Annotated in this window: 17 protein-coding genes and 1 tRNA gene; 9 read left to right on the top strand and 9 right to left on the bottom strand. The window is 57.6% G+C overall.

All coding sequences use genetic code 11. From position 1 onward, the window contains the following. Positions 1–34: 34 nt before the first annotated feature. Complete coding sequence (locus tag ACP153_RS09085; protein WP_424970653.1) at positions 35–904, top strand: LysR substrate-binding domain-containing protein; 870 nt, start codon at positions 35–37, stop codon at positions 902–904. A 283-nt stretch (positions 905–1,187) separates the two neighbouring features. Continuing rightward, on the top strand, positions 1,188–2,891 hold the full coding sequence (locus ACP153_RS09080; protein WP_424970652.1) for a calcium-binding protein: 1,704 nt from the start codon (positions 1,188–1,190) through the stop codon (positions 2,889–2,891). A 138-nt stretch (positions 2,892–3,029) separates the two neighbouring features. On the opposite strand, the gene ugpC is transcribed toward ACP153_RS09080, so the two are convergent. The 4 genes from ugpC to ugpB all read right to left on the bottom strand — a co-directional run bounded on the left by ugpC (position 3,030) and on the right by ugpB (position 7,200). Then, the gene (gene ugpC, locus ACP153_RS09075) at positions 3,030–4,085 is read right to left on the bottom strand and encodes a sn-glycerol-3-phosphate ABC transporter ATP-binding protein UgpC (protein ID WP_424970651.1); all 1,056 of its coding nucleotides are present in this window, start codon (positions 4,083–4,085) and stop codon (positions 3,030–3,032) included. A 1-nt stretch (position 4,086) separates the two neighbouring features. Continuing rightward, positions 4,087–4,923 carry a sn-glycerol-3-phosphate ABC transporter permease UgpE gene (ugpE, locus tag ACP153_RS09070; RefSeq protein WP_424970774.1) on the bottom strand — a complete coding sequence of 279 codons (837 nt, stop codon included), beginning with the start codon at positions 4,921–4,923 and terminating at the stop codon, positions 4,087–4,089. Between the two features lie 17 nt (positions 4,924–4,940). Then, positions 4,941–5,822 (bottom strand): sn-glycerol-3-phosphate ABC transporter permease UgpA, encoded by an 882-nt coding sequence (ugpA, locus tag ACP153_RS09065; protein ID WP_424970650.1) that lies wholly within the window; start codon positions 5,820–5,822, stop codon positions 4,941–4,943. A gap of 67 nt (positions 5,823–5,889) precedes the next feature. Beyond that, positions 5,890–7,200 (bottom strand): sn-glycerol-3-phosphate ABC transporter substrate-binding protein UgpB, encoded by a 1,311-nt coding sequence (gene ugpB / locus ACP153_RS09060; RefSeq protein WP_424970649.1) that lies wholly within the window; start codon positions 7,198–7,200, stop codon positions 5,890–5,892. 174 nt (positions 7,201–7,374) lie between these two features. Here ugpB and ACP153_RS09055 point away from each other — a divergent pair, with 174 nt between their 5' ends. Beyond that, entirely contained in the window at positions 7,375–8,286 is a 912-nt protein-coding gene (locus tag ACP153_RS09055) for a LysR substrate-binding domain-containing protein (RefSeq protein ID WP_424970773.1), read from the top strand. Positions 8,287–8,398: 112 nt separating this feature from the next. Here the strand turns inward: ACP153_RS09055 and ACP153_RS09050 are convergent. After that, positions 8,399–8,472: transfer RNA gene (locus ACP153_RS09050), tRNA-Cys, on the bottom strand. Positions 8,473–8,584: 112 nt separating this feature from the next. Here ACP153_RS09050 and ACP153_RS09045 point away from each other — a divergent pair. From ACP153_RS09045 to ACP153_RS09020, 6 genes are all read left to right on the top strand, one after another. Beyond that, positions 8,585–9,712, top strand: a complete 1,128-nt coding sequence (locus ACP153_RS09045; RefSeq protein ID WP_424970648.1) for a tyrosine-type recombinase/integrase — start codon at positions 8,585–8,587, stop codon at positions 9,710–9,712. Between the two features lie 105 nt (positions 9,713–9,817). Further along, positions 9,818–10,030 (top strand): helix-turn-helix transcriptional regulator, encoded by a 213-nt coding sequence (locus tag ACP153_RS09040; RefSeq protein ID WP_299882259.1) that lies wholly within the window; start codon positions 9,818–9,820, stop codon positions 10,028–10,030. Between the two features lie 81 nt (positions 10,031–10,111). After that, on the top strand, positions 10,112–11,209 hold the full coding sequence (locus ACP153_RS09035; protein ID WP_424970647.1) for a DUF262 domain-containing protein: 1,098 nt from the start codon (positions 10,112–10,114) through the stop codon (positions 11,207–11,209). An 83-nt stretch (positions 11,210–11,292) separates the two neighbouring features. Beyond that, the gene (locus ACP153_RS09030) at positions 11,293–11,706 is read left to right on the top strand and encodes a hypothetical protein (protein WP_424970646.1); all 414 of its coding nucleotides are present in this window, start codon (positions 11,293–11,295) and stop codon (positions 11,704–11,706) included. Positions 11,707–11,811: 105 nt separating this feature from the next. Continuing rightward, positions 11,812–12,768, top strand: a complete 957-nt coding sequence (locus ACP153_RS09025; protein WP_424970645.1) for a DNA cytosine methyltransferase — start codon at positions 11,812–11,814, stop codon at positions 12,766–12,768. 71 nt (positions 12,769–12,839) lie between these two features. Then, on the top strand, positions 12,840–13,721 hold the full coding sequence (locus ACP153_RS09020; RefSeq protein WP_424970644.1) for a NaeI family type II restriction endonuclease: 882 nt from the start codon (positions 12,840–12,842) through the stop codon (positions 13,719–13,721). Here ACP153_RS09020 and ACP153_RS09015 read toward each other — a convergent pair. The 4 genes from ACP153_RS09015 to ACP153_RS09000 form a co-directional block, all read right to left on the bottom strand. Beyond that, positions 13,718–14,464, bottom strand: coding sequence for a replication-relaxation family protein (locus ACP153_RS09015; protein ID WP_424970643.1), 747 nt, complete (start codon positions 14,462–14,464; stop codon positions 13,718–13,720). The two genes, ACP153_RS09020 and ACP153_RS09015, sit on opposite strands and share 4 nt — an antisense overlap. Before the next feature lie 83 nt (positions 14,465–14,547). Continuing rightward, positions 14,548–15,804, bottom strand: coding sequence for a hypothetical protein (locus ACP153_RS09010; RefSeq protein WP_424970642.1), 1,257 nt, complete (start codon positions 15,802–15,804; stop codon positions 14,548–14,550). After that, positions 15,746–16,624: a hypothetical protein gene (locus ACP153_RS09005; RefSeq protein WP_424970641.1), complete on the bottom strand. Its 879-nt coding sequence runs from the start codon at positions 16,622–16,624 to the stop codon at positions 15,746–15,748. The genes ACP153_RS09010 and ACP153_RS09005 overlap by 59 nt, the downstream gene beginning before the upstream one ends. Next, the gene (locus ACP153_RS09000) at positions 16,624–16,983 is read right to left on the bottom strand and encodes a hypothetical protein (RefSeq protein ID WP_424970640.1); all 360 of its coding nucleotides are present in this window, start codon (positions 16,981–16,983) and stop codon (positions 16,624–16,626) included. The genes ACP153_RS09005 and ACP153_RS09000 overlap by 1 nt, the downstream gene beginning before the upstream one ends. Positions 16,984–17,059: the final 76 nt, after the last annotated feature.

Raw genomic sequence — 17,059 nt, 5'->3', positions numbered from 1 at the left:
TGATGTGACATGGCAATAGAAATACTATTGTCATATGCGTGATCTTCCTCCTCTGAACGGGCTCCGCGCCTTCGAAGTCTCAGGCCGACGTCTGAGCTTTCGCGCAGCGGCAGATGAGCTCGGCGTGACCCAGGGCGCGGTCGCGCAACAGGTGCGTCAGCTAGAGGCGCAGCTGGGCGTCATGCTTTTTGATCGTCTGCCGAAGGGGCTCGCGCTGACCTCGATCGGGCGCAGCTACCATGGCCGGGTCTCCGGCGCGTTTCAGGAGCTGCGCTCGGCCACGGAGCAGGTGAAGCCCGAGCCGGGCAAGGTGCTGATCAGTGTGACGCCAACCTTTGCGGCCAAATGGCTGATCCCGAACCTGCCCGCGTTTTCCGAAGCGCATCCGGAGATTGATCTCCGGATCCTCGCAACCGAGAAAGTGTCGAGTTTCCATAGCGATGGGATCGATCTGGCCATCCGGCAGGGGGCGCCGCCCTTTGGGGCCGCGCTGGAGGCGGTGCGCCTGTTTCGTCAGGACATCATCGCCGTGGCGGCGCCGGGCCTTGTGCCGGATCAGCCTGGGGGCGTCGATGGGGACACGCTCTCGCGGCTGCCCAAGATCCACGACACCCATGATGTCTGGCCCCGACTTCTGGTCGCGCTCGGGGTTGCGGACCAAAGCGCGCGCAACCTGCGTCTGAGCCAGACAGCACTTGCGGTTGATGCCGCGATCTCCGGGCAGGGGGTGGCCCTGGTCAGCCGCTTTCTCGCCGCGCGTGATCTGGCGGCGGGCAAGCTGGTCGAGATCGGACCGCTGCCGAAAGTGGAGGCGCAGGATTTCTATCTCCTTACCTTGCGCAAGAAAGCGCAGGGGACAGCGGTCAAGGCCGTGATCGCCTGGATGGTCTCCAACGCGGAGTAGTGTTTGGCCTGCGGGCCAAACACGCGCCGATCAGGACGCGTAGCTTTCCAGACCACGGACACCGCTCGGCGCAGAATGGCCGCAACGAGACCGACCCAATACGGTCGACTGGCCCGCGCGCCCCAACCCGCTGCGCCCGCACCCTCACGTAACCCTCAGATTAAGACCACGCGCCGCTCAAGCAGCGGTGATGCAGGTCGCCTAGTCAGCGGGTCAAGCGGTGCGGGGTTGCACCGCATGTCACTGGCGGCAGCGCCGCGCATCACAAGATAGGACTCACATTATGGCACGAACAGCTTTTCAATCTTCCCTTCCGCGCTTGATCGAGCGGGCCGAAGCCCGCGAGAGCGCGGCGAATTTCGACTGGGCGGAGTTCTTTCGGAACTGGCTGGAGGACCGCTTCCCGTCGAACCCGGACCCGGTGCATGTCTATGAGGGGACCGAGGCGCTCGATATCTTTCGGATCGCAGAATTCGAGCGGACATCTTTGTCGACCTATGGGGGCAATGACTATGTCCAGCTCTATGGTGGGGCCGAGTATGAGGTGAATTTGGGCGACGGCGATGACTCGCTCTACATCCGAACCGATGGCGCCGCAGAGGTTTCTGCCGGTGCGGGTGACGACTTTGTGGCCGTCAACATCTTCAGCAAGCATGACCTCGATGGGGGCACTGGCGTCGATATCTTGAGTTTCAACAGTCTTGAGCACGGCATTCGCGTGGACCTGATGTCGGGTGAAGCCTATGTGAATCGATATGACGCCCGGAAGGCGTCCCTCACAGGGTTCGAGAAGGTAAATGGTACGGCCTTCGGTGACCTTCTGCGCGGGGATGATGGTGACAACATTCTTGCTGGCTTCGAGGGAAATGATCAAATCTTTGCCGAGGGCGGAGATGATTTGGTCACCGTTCATGGTGGGTTCAATTTCATCGATCTCGGCGATGGCAATGACACCGCAACCGCCTTTGGCGGAAGCATGCGTGTCCATGGGGGCGCCGGTGATGATGTGATGACGGCGGAAACCGGGCTGAACGACTTTTACACCGGGACGGGCGCGGATGTTGTGCAAGGCGGTGACGGGGAGGACAGCGTCCATGGCGGGGCCCGTGGCGATGATGGTGCCGATCAGTTCGATGGCGGCGATGGCGCCTTTGATACGCTGGACTATGCCTTGGCCGATGCTGCGGTGACGTTCGATGTTGGCCAAGGGACTGTCACGGGGCTGGGTGCCGGAGTGAAAACCGGCAACATCAATGGCCAGCCAACGGTGCAGGTCATGACCGATACATTCGTGAACTTCGAGCGGTTTCAGGGCAGTGCTTTCGATGACGTGTTTCTGGCCAGCGACAGCCTTGTCCATGAGATGTTCTATGGCGGGGAAGGCGACGACCTGTTCCACGCCAATCTTGGCAGCGCGGATTTCATCGGAGGTATGGACCCCAACCGTTACCCTCAGCCCGAGGGTGGGACAGGGTTCGATGTGGTCAGCTTCGCGGCGTTCTCCGGTGCGGTGGAGATTGACCTTGGGGCGGGGACCGGACAGGCGAGCTTTGACGGAAGCAACGACACGACCAAGAGCTACAAGTTCCTGATGATCGATGGCCTGATCGGTGGGACGTGGAATGATGTGCTGATTGGCGATGACGGCGACAACCTGCTCGATGCGGGCGCGCGCAGTGACGACATGACCGGCAATGGCGGTGCGGATACGTTCCGCTTCACCTTTTTCGAGGGCGACAGCTTCTTTGATACGGTCACGGATTTCACGGCCGGGGAGGACCTGCTCCATCTCGCGGGGATGCAACGCGGCGGGGAGACCATTGCCAGCTTCGCCGATCTTGATTCCAACGGGGACGGGAGTCTGACCAACGCGGATGATGCCTTCTCGGCCAACAGCTCCGGTCCCGGCTATCTCTTGCTGGATGGTGGCATGATCGAGCTGCTGGGGGTCGATGAGCTTGCGGCGGAGGACTTCCTCTTCGGGTGAGCTTGGTGAGCTGAGCACGCGTTGCCGCGGCGAGGGGCCTCGGCTGCCCGTCCGGCGGCGCGTGCTTCATGGGGGAGGATGCGCGCCCTCTATGCGAGGCACTCTGGGTGATGCGCCTGCTCCGGACGGGGCGGGGCGCTAGCCTTCCAGCCTTTGACCGCTGGCCGGATCGAAGAGGTGGATGTTCTCTGGCGCGACCGCGAAGCGCTGCACCGCGCCGCCCTCGCCGATGGTATGTACCCCGGGGAGGCTGATGGTAATGGCATCCCCACCGTCGGTCAGCGCACCGTGGAGCAGTGTGTTGGCCCCGAGCGGCTCGGACATCTGGATCCTCGCCTCGATCGGCCCGGTGTCGCTGGCGATCATATGCTCCGGCCGCAGGCCGAGCTTGACCGCGCCGTTCTGGCCCTGCGTCGGTCCGATGGCCGCGCCGCCCAGATGGACCATGCCATCGGTGACCGTGCCATCGAAGACATTCATCGCCGGGCTGCCGATGAACTGCGCCGCAAACAGGGTGCGGGGCGTCTCATAGACTTCGAGCGGGGAGCCGATCTGCTCGGCCACGCCTGCATTCATGACGATCATGCGATCGGCCATGGTCATCGCCTCGACCTGGTCATGGGTCACATAAAGCGAGGTGATCCCGAGCTTGGCCTGAAGCTCGCGGATCTCGAGCCGCATCTGCACGCGCAGCTTGGCGTCCAGGTTCGACAGGGGCTCGTCAAAGAGAAAGACCGCTGGCTTGCGGACAATCGCGCGCCCCATGGCCACGCGCTGCCGCTGCCCGCCGGACAATTGGCGCGGCTTGCGATCGAGCAGGGGCTCCAGCTGCAAGAGCCTTGCTGCATCCTCCACCTTGGCGTTGATCTCGGCCTTGGGCAGCCCCGCGATCTTGAGCCCGTAGCCCATGTTCTGGCGCACGGACATATGCGGATAAAGCGCGTAGTTCTGGAACACCATCGCGATGTCGCGATCCATCGGTTCCTTGTCATTGGCCCGCGCGCCGCCGATCAGCACATCGCCGCTGGTCACCGTCTCGAGCCCGGCCACCATGCGCAGCAAGGTCGACTTGCCGCAGCCGGAGGGGCCCACGATGACGATGAATTCGCCATCGGCGATCTCCATGTCGATGCCGTGGATCACATCCGTCGGACCAAAGCTCTTCTTGACGTTTTCTAGGGTGACAGTTGCCATCTTACTTCTCGCTATCGACCAGGCCGCGCACGAAGAGTTTCTGCATGGAGACCACCACGATGATCGGCGGGATCATCGCCAGAATGGAGGTCGCCATGATCGTGGGCCAATGGGCAAAATCATCGCCGCTGGGGAACATCTGTTTGATGCCCATGACGATGGTGTTCATTTCGGGATCCGTGGTGATGAGCAGGGGCCAGAGATACTGGTTCCAGCCATAGATGAAGAGGATCACGAAGAGGGCTGCGATATTCGTGCGGCTCATCGGCACGACGATATCGATGAAAAACCGCATCGGTCTTGCGCCATCTACCCGGGCGGCCTCAGCCAGCTCATCGGGGATGGTGAGAAAGAACTGGCGGAAGAGGAAGGTCGCCGTGGCCGAGGCGATAAGCGGAAAAATCAGGCCGGAATAGCTGTTGAGCATGCCGAAGCCCGCAACCACTTCGAACGTGGGGACGATGCGCACTTCGACCGGCAGCATCAGGGTGATGAAGATCATCCAGAAAAACGTCTGCCGTCCCGGAAAGCGGAAATAGACGATGGCGAAGGCCGACAGGAGCGAGATGACGATCTTGCCCACGGCGATGCCGATGGCCATCACAAGGCTGTTGATCAGCATGGTGCCCACGGGGACGTTGATCCCGGAAAAGATCGCGTTCTTGTAGTTGATGAAGAACTGATCGCCGGGCCAGATCGGCATGGGCGGGCGGATGATCTCGGCCTGGGTGACCGTCGAGGCCACAAAGGCCAGCCAGATCGGAAAGAAGATCAGGAGCACGCCGAGGATCATGAAAACATGGGTCAGCCAGATGCCGGCCCCTTGCTTCTCCACCATGCCGCTCTGCTGCGCCATCAGTAATGCACCCGCTTTTCAACGTATTTGAACTGGATCACCGTCAAGAGCCCGACCACCAGCAACAGGATGACCGATTGCGCCGAGGAGGAGCCGAGATCCTGCCCCACAAACCCGTCCGAGAAGACCTTGTAGACGAGGATCGTGGTCGCCTGCTGCGGCCCGCCACCGGTGATCGTGTGGATCACGCCGAAGGTCTCGAAGAACGCGTAGACCACGTTCACCACCAGCAGGAAGAACGCCGTGGGTGTGATCAGCGGCAGCACGATGCCAAAGAAACGCCGCCAGAAATGGGCCCCGTCAATTGCCGCCGCTTCGATGACCGAGCGTGGCACCGATTGCAGGGCGGCAAAGAAGAACAGGAAGTTATAGCTGATCCGGCCCCAGGCCGAGGCGACCACCACGAGACCCATGGCCTCGCCGCCATTCAGCACATGGTTCCAGTCATAGCCCAGCGTGCCCAGATACCACGAGACAACGCCCACACGGGTGTTGAACATGAAAAGCCACAGCACACCGGCCACTGCCGGGGCGACCGCATAGGGCCAGATGAGCATTGTCCGGTAGACGCCCGAGCCCTTGATCAGGCGATCCGCGATCACCGCGAGAAACAGCGCGGGGATCATGCTGCAGAGCGTCACGAGGATCGAAAACAGCGCCGTGGTCAGGAAGGCCGCGCGATAGAACCGGTCGCTGAGCAGGAATTCAAAATTGCCCAGGCCCACGAATTGCGACGAGAGCCCGAACGGATCCGGAATGAAAAGCGACTGCCAGATGGCCTGTGCCGCCGGATAGAAAAAGAAGACTGCCGAGATGAGCACTTGCGGCGCGATGAGCGCAAGTGGCAGCAACCAGCCTCGAAATGTGACGCGCTTTTCCATGAACGGTTCTGGATCCGGGTCTCGTCAGCCCGCCCCGACCAACTGGCCGAGGCAGGCTGAGCGGTGATCAACGATTGGCGGATTCAAACCGGCGCAGCAACGCGTCGCCGCGTTCCTTCGCGCTGTCCATGGCTTCCTGAGCGGTCTTGTCACCGGACCAGATCGCCTCCAGCTCTTCGTCGATGATCCCGCGGATCTGATCGAAAGAGCCCAGACGCAAACCCTTGGAGTTCGCGGTCGGCTCTTTGGCGGTCATCTGCATGACAGCGATATCCGTGCCCGGGTTCGCATCATAGAACCCCTGGGACTTGGTCAGATCGCCTGCTTCCAGTGTGATCGGCAGATAGCCCGTGTTCTGGTGCCAGCTCGCTTGCACATTGGCCTTCGACAGGAAGCTGAGGAATTCGCCCACGCCTTTGTATTCCTCGGCCTCGTGGCCTGCCATCACCCAGAGCGAGGCCCCGCCGATGATCGTGTTCTGCGGCTCATCCGCGACGGCTTTCCAGTAGGGCAGGGGGCGCACTTCGAAATCAAACTCGGCCTCCGCCTTGATCCCGGCATAGCCCGCCGAGCTTTCGGTGAAGAGCGCGCATTCGCCCGAGCGGAAATTCGCACCACCCTCGTTGCGGCGGCCCGTATAGATGAACTTTCCGTCCTGAGCCCATTGCTGCATGGCACCAAGATGCGCCACCTGGGCCGGACCGTTGAGCATCAGCTCGGTGTCGAGGCCCGCAAAGCCATTATCCTGGCTGGCAAAGGGCACGTCGTGATAGGCCGAGAAGTTCTCCAGATGGATCCAGCTCTGCCAGGCGGTGACCAGCGGGCACTCGGAGCCCCCGGCTTTCAGCGCATCGAGCGCACCGCCGACATTCTCCCATGTGGAAAGGTCCATGTCCGGGTCCACGCCTGCGGCTTCGAACGCGTCGCGGTTCACCCAGAGCACCGGGGTGGAGGAGTTGAAGGGCAGCGAAAGCATGTCGCCATCCGTCGTGGTGTAGTACCCTTTGACCGAGCCGATATAGGCATCCGGATCGAAGGCCGCGCCGCTCTCGCCCATGACCTCATAGACCGGGCGAATGGCGCCCCCGGCTGACATCATCGTGGCTGTGCCGACCTCGAACACCATCAGAATATGCGGCTGCTCCTGCGCGCGGAACGCGGCGATCCCGGCATTCAGCGTCTCGGAATAGTTGCCCTTGTGGCTCTGCACGACCGTGTAGTCGCTCTGGCTTGCGTTGAATTCCTCAACCTGAGCGGCCACGAGCTCGCCCAGCCGGCCAGTGAAGGCGTGCCAGAACTGGACCTCGGTTTGCGCAGAGGCTGCGATGGGCGTGAGAATAGTAGATACGGCCGCCAGGCCGAGCAGTTGCTTTTTCATGTTTTCCTCCCTTGCGCCGCGTTGGACGCCAGCGACTTGGACAGCGGTTTCGCTGCAATACCGTCACATGGGTCGAGACTAACCACGGCAAGCCATAATGCAAGATGCAACGGGTCTTTATAAATATAACATGGCATTATAGTTTGCCGCGCGACCACAGGATGGATGTCCGAGATGAAGGCCCGAAAAACCCCGCGAATCCGGCAGCTTGAGGCTCTTATGGCCGTGATAGGTAACGGTTCCATGACGGCGGCCGCCGCCGAATTGGGGATCAGCCAGCCTGCGATCAGCCGTCTGTTGTCGGATCTGGGCAAGGAGTTCGATTTTCAGCTTTTCGACCGGCGGGATGGGCGGCTGGTCCCGTCGCAAGAGGTGCGCCTTCTGGAGCCGGATATCCGCCGCGTCGTGGATCTGATGCGGCACATTTCCGATGTCAGCACCGACATCACGAAACGCAAGGCCGGGCATATCCGCATCGCCTGTCTGCCCGGGTTTGCCACAAGCCATCTGCCCGCCGTGGTGTCCGAGTTTCTGCGGGACCGTCCGGGCATTTCCATGACGATCGAGCCGGACCGGCCCGAGCGCATTCTGGAATGGATGATCACGGAGCAATATGATTTCGGCATCACGGATGGGTTCTTCGGCCATCCGGCGGTGGAGAAAATCGACCTGCACATGCGCACGGTCTGCATTTTCCCCGAAGGTCATCGCCTCGGAAAGCTGGCACAGATCCGTGCACGCGACCTGGCCGAGGAGAACGTCATCCATACCCGCCGGGACAGCGTGTTCTTTCAGGAATTGGAGCGGCGCTTCCGCGATGACCAGACCGAGCTGCGATCCCATATCGAGGTCCGCCAGTTCACAGCCGCCTGCGAACTCGTGGCCCAAGGCGCGGGCGTGTCCGTCGTCAGCGAGTTGGACGCCGTGAAGTACAAAAACCAAGGCATCGACTTCAAACCGTTCACGCCCAAACTCCCCCACTGCCTCTCCCTCGTCCGCCCCATCCACAAAACGCCGTCGCTGATCACGCTGGAGTTCGTCGAAACCTTCAAAGAAAGCCTGGGCCCGTATCTGGAGCGTTCTTGAGGCCGCTCTGTGCGCAGTGAAATTGAAGGCTTGGAACGTGCCGGGTAGGCCACTCTTCTGTGCACTGCCACAGATCGCAGAGCAACCTGACTGTCTGAGAAGCGGAGAGATTTGGAGGCGAGTACCGGAATCGAACCGGTGTACACGGATTTGCAATCCGTACTGTATTACCATCATGGCTGAACATGACTTCTCAGAAGTGCATGAAAAATATAGAAATACAGAAAAAATCCGTGTATAGTTGAACATAGCAGAACACCCAAACGCCTACGATTTTTGAGCCTAAAATGAGCCTAAGATGCGTACCCGCCTGACTGATCTAGCCGTCCGGAAGCTTCCACTGTCCGAGAATGGGCAGGTGACATACTGGGATGAATTGACGCCGAACTTTGGTGTCCGCTGTTCGACACGGAGCAAGTCATACATCGTGTTGCTTGGGGAGAAACGCCGCCGCAAAACGTTGGGGAGGTATCCAGACCTTTCATTGGCTGATGCGAGAAAACAGGCCAAGCAATTGTTAGCGGCAAGCGCTCTGGCGGGAGACGGACTACTTTCAACGCAGTCCGCACCAGTTTCGTTCGCAGATGCGAAGGCACGCTTCCTCGAAGACAGCCAGCGCCGAAACAAGCCCCGCACGTTCAATGACTACAAGCGCCTCTTAGACCGACACTTCAACTTCAGCGGTAATGTGCAGTCGGTCGAACGCAAGCAGGTCATGAAAGTGATTTCTAGCCTGTCGGCCACACCTTCCGAACAGTCTCATGCTTTTGTTGCGATCAGAACGATGATGAACTGGTGCGTGCGCCACGGTCTCATTGAGCATTCGGTTGTTCCGCCCATGAAGCAAAAGACCGTTGAGCGAAACCGTGTGCTGACAGACGAAGAGCTCCAGCGTGTCTATCATCGAGCGCAGGAAACTCCATTTCCATTCGGACCAATTGTTCAGCTGCTTCTGCTGACAGGGCAACGCCGGACGGAAGTCGGGCAAATGCGCCGCTCATGGATCACAGGTAACTCGGTGACTTTTCCTGAAGGATTTGCAAAGAACAAGCGAGAGCATCGGTTTCCTCTATCACCCATGGCTCAGGCCGTCATGGATGCGCTGCCAGATACTGGAGACTTGCTGTTTCCAGCGGCAACCGATTTTGAGAAACCGTTCACAACGTATGCATGGCACAAAGCCCGCTTCGATGAGGGATTAGAAGGTGTTGGGTCGTACACGCTGCATGATCTCAGGCGGACGTTCGCAACTACACACGCGAAGATCGGCACGCCAATCCACGTAACGGAAAAGCTTCTGAACCATGTTTCAGGGACAATCAGCGGTGTCGCTGCAGTGTACAACCGGCACTCGTACTTTGAAGAGATGCAGGCCGCGATGATCGAATACGACAACTATATAGACAGTCTGGTTGATTGCGGTTGATCATGAAAAATCTGTAGCTCTTGCCAGATTTGCCTTTTACTGAGTACCCTCTGTGCCTCTCGGGAGACTTGTCGAAACCTGAGGGCATCGCGTTGCTCTCCAATCATGGAGAACATCGTGATGAGGATACTTTCAAAACGTCAGGTGAAGGAGCTTGTTCTGTACTCACCGCAACACATAGCCCGGCTGGAGAAGGCAGGCCAATTCCCCAAGCGGGTACCGCTGGGCCCGAACCGGGTGGGCTGGGTTGAGAGTGAAGTGCTGGACTGGCTTCAAGAACGCTTGGCGCAACGAGAAGAACCAAACCGACACTCCTGATTTCAGGAGCTGGGTGGCCGGGGTTGCAAACCCGGCCATCCGTTTGCAAAATCTAAAGAACACAAAAAAGAGAGCAGAAATTTGGAAGACGAAATTGTTGAGCTAAAAGACCCAGAGTTTATGGAAGACGACTTTAATGAGTCGCCACCAAAGGACATCGTCGCCTTTAACGAATTGCGATCCTGCGCCGACCTGGCCCGCATGGAGCATGAAGGTGTCATAGACCTACAGCCGGATTTCCAGCGGGACGTTGTATGGCAATCTTCTGACCAAACGCGCTTTATTGACTCTCTAATAAAGCAGCTGCCTATTCCGAGTATGTGCTTCGCGCTGGACTACAATAAGGATGAATGGATTGTAATTGATGGCCTGCAAAGAATGACTGCCATCAAGAAATTTCTGGCAGGGGGAGATTGGCGACTCTCTCGCTTAGATGATATTGATCAACGAATCGGAGGCAAACTGTCCGCTACTTTTAAGGATTCGAAGGGTGATCTAAGAAAGCTCTTCGACCGCGTTCAGAACAAAACGTTGCCAATTACTGTTCTGCGTTGTGATACTTCAAAAAAGAATCATCTCGAGTATCTATTTACAATCTTTCACCGCCTAAATTCGGGTGGTGCAAAACTAAATAATCAGGAAATTCGAAACTGCATCTACGGCGGAGTGTTAAACCAACTATTGCGTGATCTTGATCAGAATCAAGACTGGAGGAGGGTCAATAACATGGATGCGGGGAAGAACTACCGATACGTCAAGCAAGAGCTGATTTTGAGGTTTTTTGCTTTCCTAGAGCGCGAGGAAAAATATGGTGGGCAGGTTGGAAAATTCCTAAATGACTATATGCATGACAATCGCAATCCCAGTGGAGAGTTTGTCGATGCAAAGAAAGCGATTTTTACGCGTACTGTCTACCAAGTTAATTCAAAGATTTTTGAAGGTGTCGGTGCGGACGAGAAGGTCGAAAGGATACCAACGGCTGTCATGGAAGCCTTGCTTGTCGGTATAGCTAGGAATATTGATCACGTGGAAGAGCTATCGGCGCAAGACCTGAAAAATAGGTACGCTGATCTTCGAGCATCGGAGCATTTCAGAGATGAGGGAGTCGCCGAAGGCTTGTCGAAAAAGGACAAGGTTACCAATCGAATGACAGAGGCAAAGAAAATTTTCGCAAACTAATGATTTCAGAAACAGCAATTCGAAAGAATCTTGCTCGAATAAGCAGAAAGTTCGCCAGTCACAACCATCCCTTGGAGTCATTGATGTACTCCAAATTGGCTACGATTGAACTGTGCGGCTGGATCGAAATGTCGATAGATGACCTAGTTGAGCGTGTTCTCATAAGAAAAACTAGGCCTGGTGAAATCCGGTCGTCAGGCACCCGTGCGCTAAAGCAGATTCATGGCTTCAGCTTCGAAAACGGCTTTCGGAAGGCACTTGTCGGCTGCATCGGTGCGGTGGGGCTGGAAGCAGTTGAAGCAAAAATCAGCGCCATGACACGTGATAGGTTGAAGCGAAACCTCGACGAACTCATCGTTGAGCGAAACAAGCTTGCCCATACCTATCTAAAGGGCGTAACGCAGACCATCGAAGCACCGTCAGTCGTCACGTCTCGTTTTGAAGAGGTTTTGATCGGCTTGCGAGCTTACGAAACTGAGCTTCGACGACTCTACTAGCTCACTTCCGGCCTGAGAACATATTGTGAACAACTTCTCCTTAGATTAAATTCCATTGCACGGGAATCCGCAACCTGTTGTATTGCCGTCAGGAGGACACGCTGCATGCTGACATCTTTAGAACTGTGTGCCGGAGCCGGTGGCCAAGCGCTTGGCCTCGCGAAAGCAAAGTTTCAGCATCAAGCTTTGGTCGAGATTGACAAGCACTGCTGCAACACGCTCCGGCACAACCGCCCGAAGTGGACAGTGCTGGAGGAGGACATGCGTCTCTTCAAAGCTGACGCTGACGCATACCAGGGTGTCGACCTGTTGGCGGGTGGTTTGCCATGCCCGCCATTCTCGAAGGCAGGCAAGCAGCTTGGTCAAGCAGATGAACGAAACCTCTTCGACGACGCCATTGATATCATCGATGTCATGCGCCCACGCGCGATCATGTTTGAGAACGTGCGCGGTTTTCTAGATGCGGTGTTCGAAGACTACCGTTTGCATCTGAAAGCTCAGCTCAAGAAACTTGGGTATCATTCCGAACCCAAACTCTTGAACGCTTCCGATTTTGGCGTGCCGCAGTTGCGCCCGCGCGTCGTGATCATGGCGATAGAAGAAAGCCGGATTGAGCACTTTACCTGGCCGGAGCACGCTAAGCGGAAACCCAAGACAGTCGGCCAAACCCTGAAGCGAATGATGGCAGAGAACGGCTGGCCCGGTGTTGAGGCTTGGGTAAAGCAAGCAAACGAGATTGCGCCGACCGTTGTCGGTGGAAGCAAGAAACATGGCGGTCCCGACCTTGGCCCCACCCGCGCCAGAAAAGCTTGGGCCTCACTCGGCGTTGAGGGCCGGACCATTGCACCAGAAGCACCCGGTCCGGATCATGTGGGTATGCCACGCCTTACCGTACCTATGGTTGCCAAACTGCAAGGCTTTCCGGATAGCTGGCATTTCACCGGAGCCAAGACAAACGCCTATCGCCAGGTGGGGAATGCGTTTCCACCACCAGTGGCAAAAGCGGTTGGAGAACAGCTGCACGCCGCATTGTCGGCGCGTACGCTCTACGCGGTGGCGTAGCACGCTAGAAACGCCGGCCTTTTCAAACATTTAGACTCCACTTTAAGTCTTGTTCCCGGCAATGATGCAGCATGAAGATGCTGCCGTCAGTTGTTGTTCCTGGGCATCCTGACTTTGACGAGTTGGACCGGATACGGTTGGGCTTGCTTGATATCGCGGGCGGGCAATCAGTTATCCAAGCGGCCTTTCCACACGCCGTTCGCGATGCCATTGATTTTGTCCTTGATCCCATCCGCACAGGGCGAACTGAGCTTCGTGAGCTCGATAATGTCGAAAAGACGTTTGTAGGCCTCAAGATCGAGCACTACGTTCGTGATTTCTTGGGTGCGCCCAAGGGAATCCGCGACCTGGTGATCGGCAATCGGGACGTGGATATTAAGAACACACTCGACAACAGTTGGATGATTCCACCCGAGACCTATCGCGACGAAGGCCCATGCCTGGTGATCAACTCCAAGGAAGAAGAGAGTCGTTGCTGGATGGGTGTCATGTTAGCGCGTGAAGCGTATCTGAATGCGCCCAATCGCGATGGTAAGCGCGGGGTGAAGTCTGGAGCGGTCGAGCATGTCTTATGGCTGGTTGAAGGTGTGGAATATCCGCCGTCCGTCTGGCGCGCGTTTGAGATGGCGGCGTTTCGTGAACTTAGAAAATTGCAACCTGGAACGGCTAGAGCTGCGGAGTTCTTTCGTCAAAACTTGAGAACGGTGGTGCCGCGCGAGGTGGCCGAAGCGCTTTTGTTTGATCAGAAAGACCCCATGAAGCGCTTACGTGGCAATCAAGGGGCGCGCGATGTGCTCCGAATAGAAGGGATCGCATTGCTATCTGGCGTGTACGGCAATCGAGTGCTAGCCCAGCTGGATTTGCCATGGCTGTCTGGCGATGAGTTTATCGCTATAGCGCCACGGACAGAGGAAGAACGGCGGATTCTCCGAGCGGAGAACGCGATAGATTAGCGGCAGAGCAGGAGGCCAACTACGTCCTTCGCTTCTGCCCATGTTGGAAACCCAGGCTGACAAAACGCTGTGATGTGGTGGGCGTGATTGTCGCCCGCCAGTTCCAAAAACTGTTGCTGCCGCGCTTGGCTCATAAAGACGGAGAAGACCGAAAGGCCGCTCTGCAATCCGAAGTGCCGCTGATGCAGTTTGCCACGCAGCACTTCGCCATATTGGGTCGCTGATCGTTCTAGTGACTTCCGCGCAGCCTTAGACCGCACTGGCTCGGTGCCTCGGTCAACCTCCAGCGCATACACCCGATAGCCTCCCGGATACTTGATCGCAAAGAGCTGGTCTGGAACTAGTGATCCTTTCGCCAGGGGAATAGCCATCGGCGCACCTTTGATCGCCAGAATGCGGGCGGCGGGGATATAGTCAAACCCAGCACGGGTGGCGCTGATCTCAATCGCGCTCGAGACCGAAGACACCCAGAACCCATGCCACCAGTGACCAGTTGGCCGGGCGTGCCGTTCGAGCGGCTGGTGGTATGAGAGATATTCGAACCCCTCGGCTGTCAGGTCATATACGTTGGGATTGAAGTCTGCCTTAGCAATTTGCTCTTGTTGCTTGGGTAGTCGCAAGTATCCAGCTTCCCTCAGCGCCTGCATGCGGCGCAGGGCCGTGTCTTTGCAACGATGCGTGCCTCGGGTCAGTTCATGCAAAAATTTGCTGCTCTGTGGGCCGTGGCGGTCGATATGGGCCATGAAGCGGAGTTCTCGGGCGGTGGGGCGCAAGTCGGCTGAAACTTTGGCTTTGGAACGGGTCATGGCCCACAGTGTCGCGGATATCAGAGCTCCGGAGAAAGCCCATCCGGGTCATCATCGTCATTTTTTGGCGGGATGATTTCCGGTTCTTCTGGCTCTGGTTTGCTATGAGAGGGTGTGGGTTGCCATGGTTCGGCATAGGCGTTGCGGCTGTGTTGCACGATGGCTTCACCCTCTTCTTTTGTGGTCTTCGGAAACTTCTCCAAAACAAAGAATGGGAACGCGATTGGCACCGCTTTGTCGGTCAGTCCGCGCAGGAAGGTGGCGAATGTGCCCTTGGGCTGGCGCTGGATAATCTCGGCATCCGCGCTCATTTGGCTTGCCAACGCTCGCGCATCCTTGGCCGAAACACCACCGGCCAGTTTGATCGACGTGTTCGCCTCCATCGCGTCGGGCAGGCCCGAGGACAACTGCCCCAGAAACTGGTGTGCCATGGTGAGGCCGACGCGGTATTTGCGCGCCTGGCTCAAGATAACGCCGATATTGGCGTCGAAGTAATCCTGCGCCTCGTCGATGTAGACGTGGGCGGGCAAACGTTCCCAATCCGGGATGGTGGCGCGTTCCTGCGCGGCCTGTGTGATTAGTGCGATGAAAAAGCGCCCGAAAATTTCCGTGCCCTGTTCCTTGAGAAGTGACTTGCTGGTGTTGATCAGGATCAGCTTGCCCGCATTCAGCTCGGTGAACATGTCGAACTTCGACCGTGGGTTCGAGAACATCCGCTCGAAGGTTTGATTTTCGAGCACTCCATAGAGGCGGCGCAGCACCTGCGTCTTGGTGGCGTTGAACTCCTTGCTGTCGAACTCGGTTTCAAAGAACCGGCGCGGGGTGCCCTCTAGCTTGGCGATGTGTTGTGCGTATTTCTCGGTGCCGCCCGGCTCCAACAAGTCTTGCAGCGTGTGGATGGTGGCGTCGGGGATATGGAACATCAGCCGCGTGACATAGCGGAAGACCACGCTTTGCTTGGCGGTCATGCCAGCCGATAGAAGCGAGCCCAGCACGAAGTCATAGAGCTCGATGATCGAGTTGGTGAGGCGCTCTCTTTCCAAAGGCGAATAGCTGTCGAGTCGCTCCATCCCCGCCGAAAAAAGATTGAGACAGACCGGAAAGGCGATATCTTCGGGATCGATTAGCACAATCTGCTCCGGTGGCAGTTGTCGTGCCGAGAGGATGGTGCGGATCAGGTCGCCCTGGCTGTCGATCACGACCACGGATTTCTTTTTCTCAGCCACATCTGGCAGGTCTTCGGCAATCCAAGTATTGCAGTGTTTGGGTTTTGCCATGTCCGCTGCCCGCCACAATATGCATGTGCTCAAATCGCAGCTCATCCGGGATCGCAAAGGGCGTCTTTAGTTTGAAGAGCTCGGTCAGCAGCGTGCCCTTGAGATAGGTTTCCACCACGTCATCGCCTTTGTATTTGGTGGGGTAGATGGGATTGGTGCGGTGGGTCTGGCGCAGATTTCGATCCAGCTGATCGCGCAGCGGTTTGAAGTGGTTGTATCCGGTGTCCTGAAAGAACGGCGACACAATCTGGTCGATGGTCGGGCCAAGTGGTTTTAGAAATTGCTCAATACCGACCAGCACATCTCCCTCCATGGGCGGCGCGGCCTGCGCCACCGGAGCCAGCGCCTGGCTGATCACATTAAGCGCCGAGATCAGCATCTGCCGGTCATTGCGCGCCTGTCCTTGCTGGGCCAGCAGATCGCGGTATCGTCCGCCCTCAACGGTGTTGCAGAGTTCGGGTGGTGGCGGGATATCCGGCGACAAACCCTCCGTCTCAAACAGCGCACGCCCCACTTCAAACAGCTGCACCCGCAACGCGTCAGGGGTGCCGGTTGGCCAATGCGAGGCCAGCGCCGTTTCGATCTCCGCCTCGCTCAAACTGACCCGCCCGGCCATCGCGTGCTGATAAAGCCGCATGGTTTCTTCGCGCGCCAAACGCTCCAGCCGCGCTGGACTCTCAAGGTAGAGGCGAATGCCGACATAGGTGGCAATGCCGATCAGGAAGAGTGGGGTGAGGACCGCCGCCGCGATCAGCAAGCCGACGACGATGATCGCCGCCCCGAAAACACTGCCAAACAGATCGCCAAAGTCACGGCCCATCAGAACTCAACCACCAGATCATCAGCCAGCTCAGCATTGTCGTTGATCCAGAGTTTGAGCTGCTGCAACGCATCCAGCAGGGTCTCTTCATAGAGCTTGGCAGAGGATGGATTTGCCAACAGAAATCGGTCGGTTTTTCCATTAGTCAGATCATTGATCAGCAGCTCGAACTTCTCGTCACGGTCATCAACCTTGGCTGTTGCTGGGCGACGATCAATCAGCTTGGTCTTCAGAAGATTTCTCTGTCTCAGAATTTGAATTTCTTCATGGGAAAAGAGAACCGTGCAGGCGACTTGGTAGAAGGTTTTCTTGAACAACAGGCCCCGCTGCACGGTACTGTGTTTCAGGCTGACTCGCATGGGTGCACTTCCGGACATGTTTGGGTGGGCGGTACTAGGGCGCTAGAGGAAGCGCCGTTCGCGCGAGCGAACTTCA

This window comes from Dinoroseobacter sp. S76 (assembly GCF_049801095.1).
In the GTDB taxonomy this organism is placed as follows: domain Bacteria; phylum Pseudomonadota; class Alphaproteobacteria; order Rhodobacterales; family Rhodobacteraceae; genus Dinoroseobacter.
Note: the sequence above shows the minus strand (reverse complement) of the source record. Positions and strands in the feature narration are given on the sequence as shown.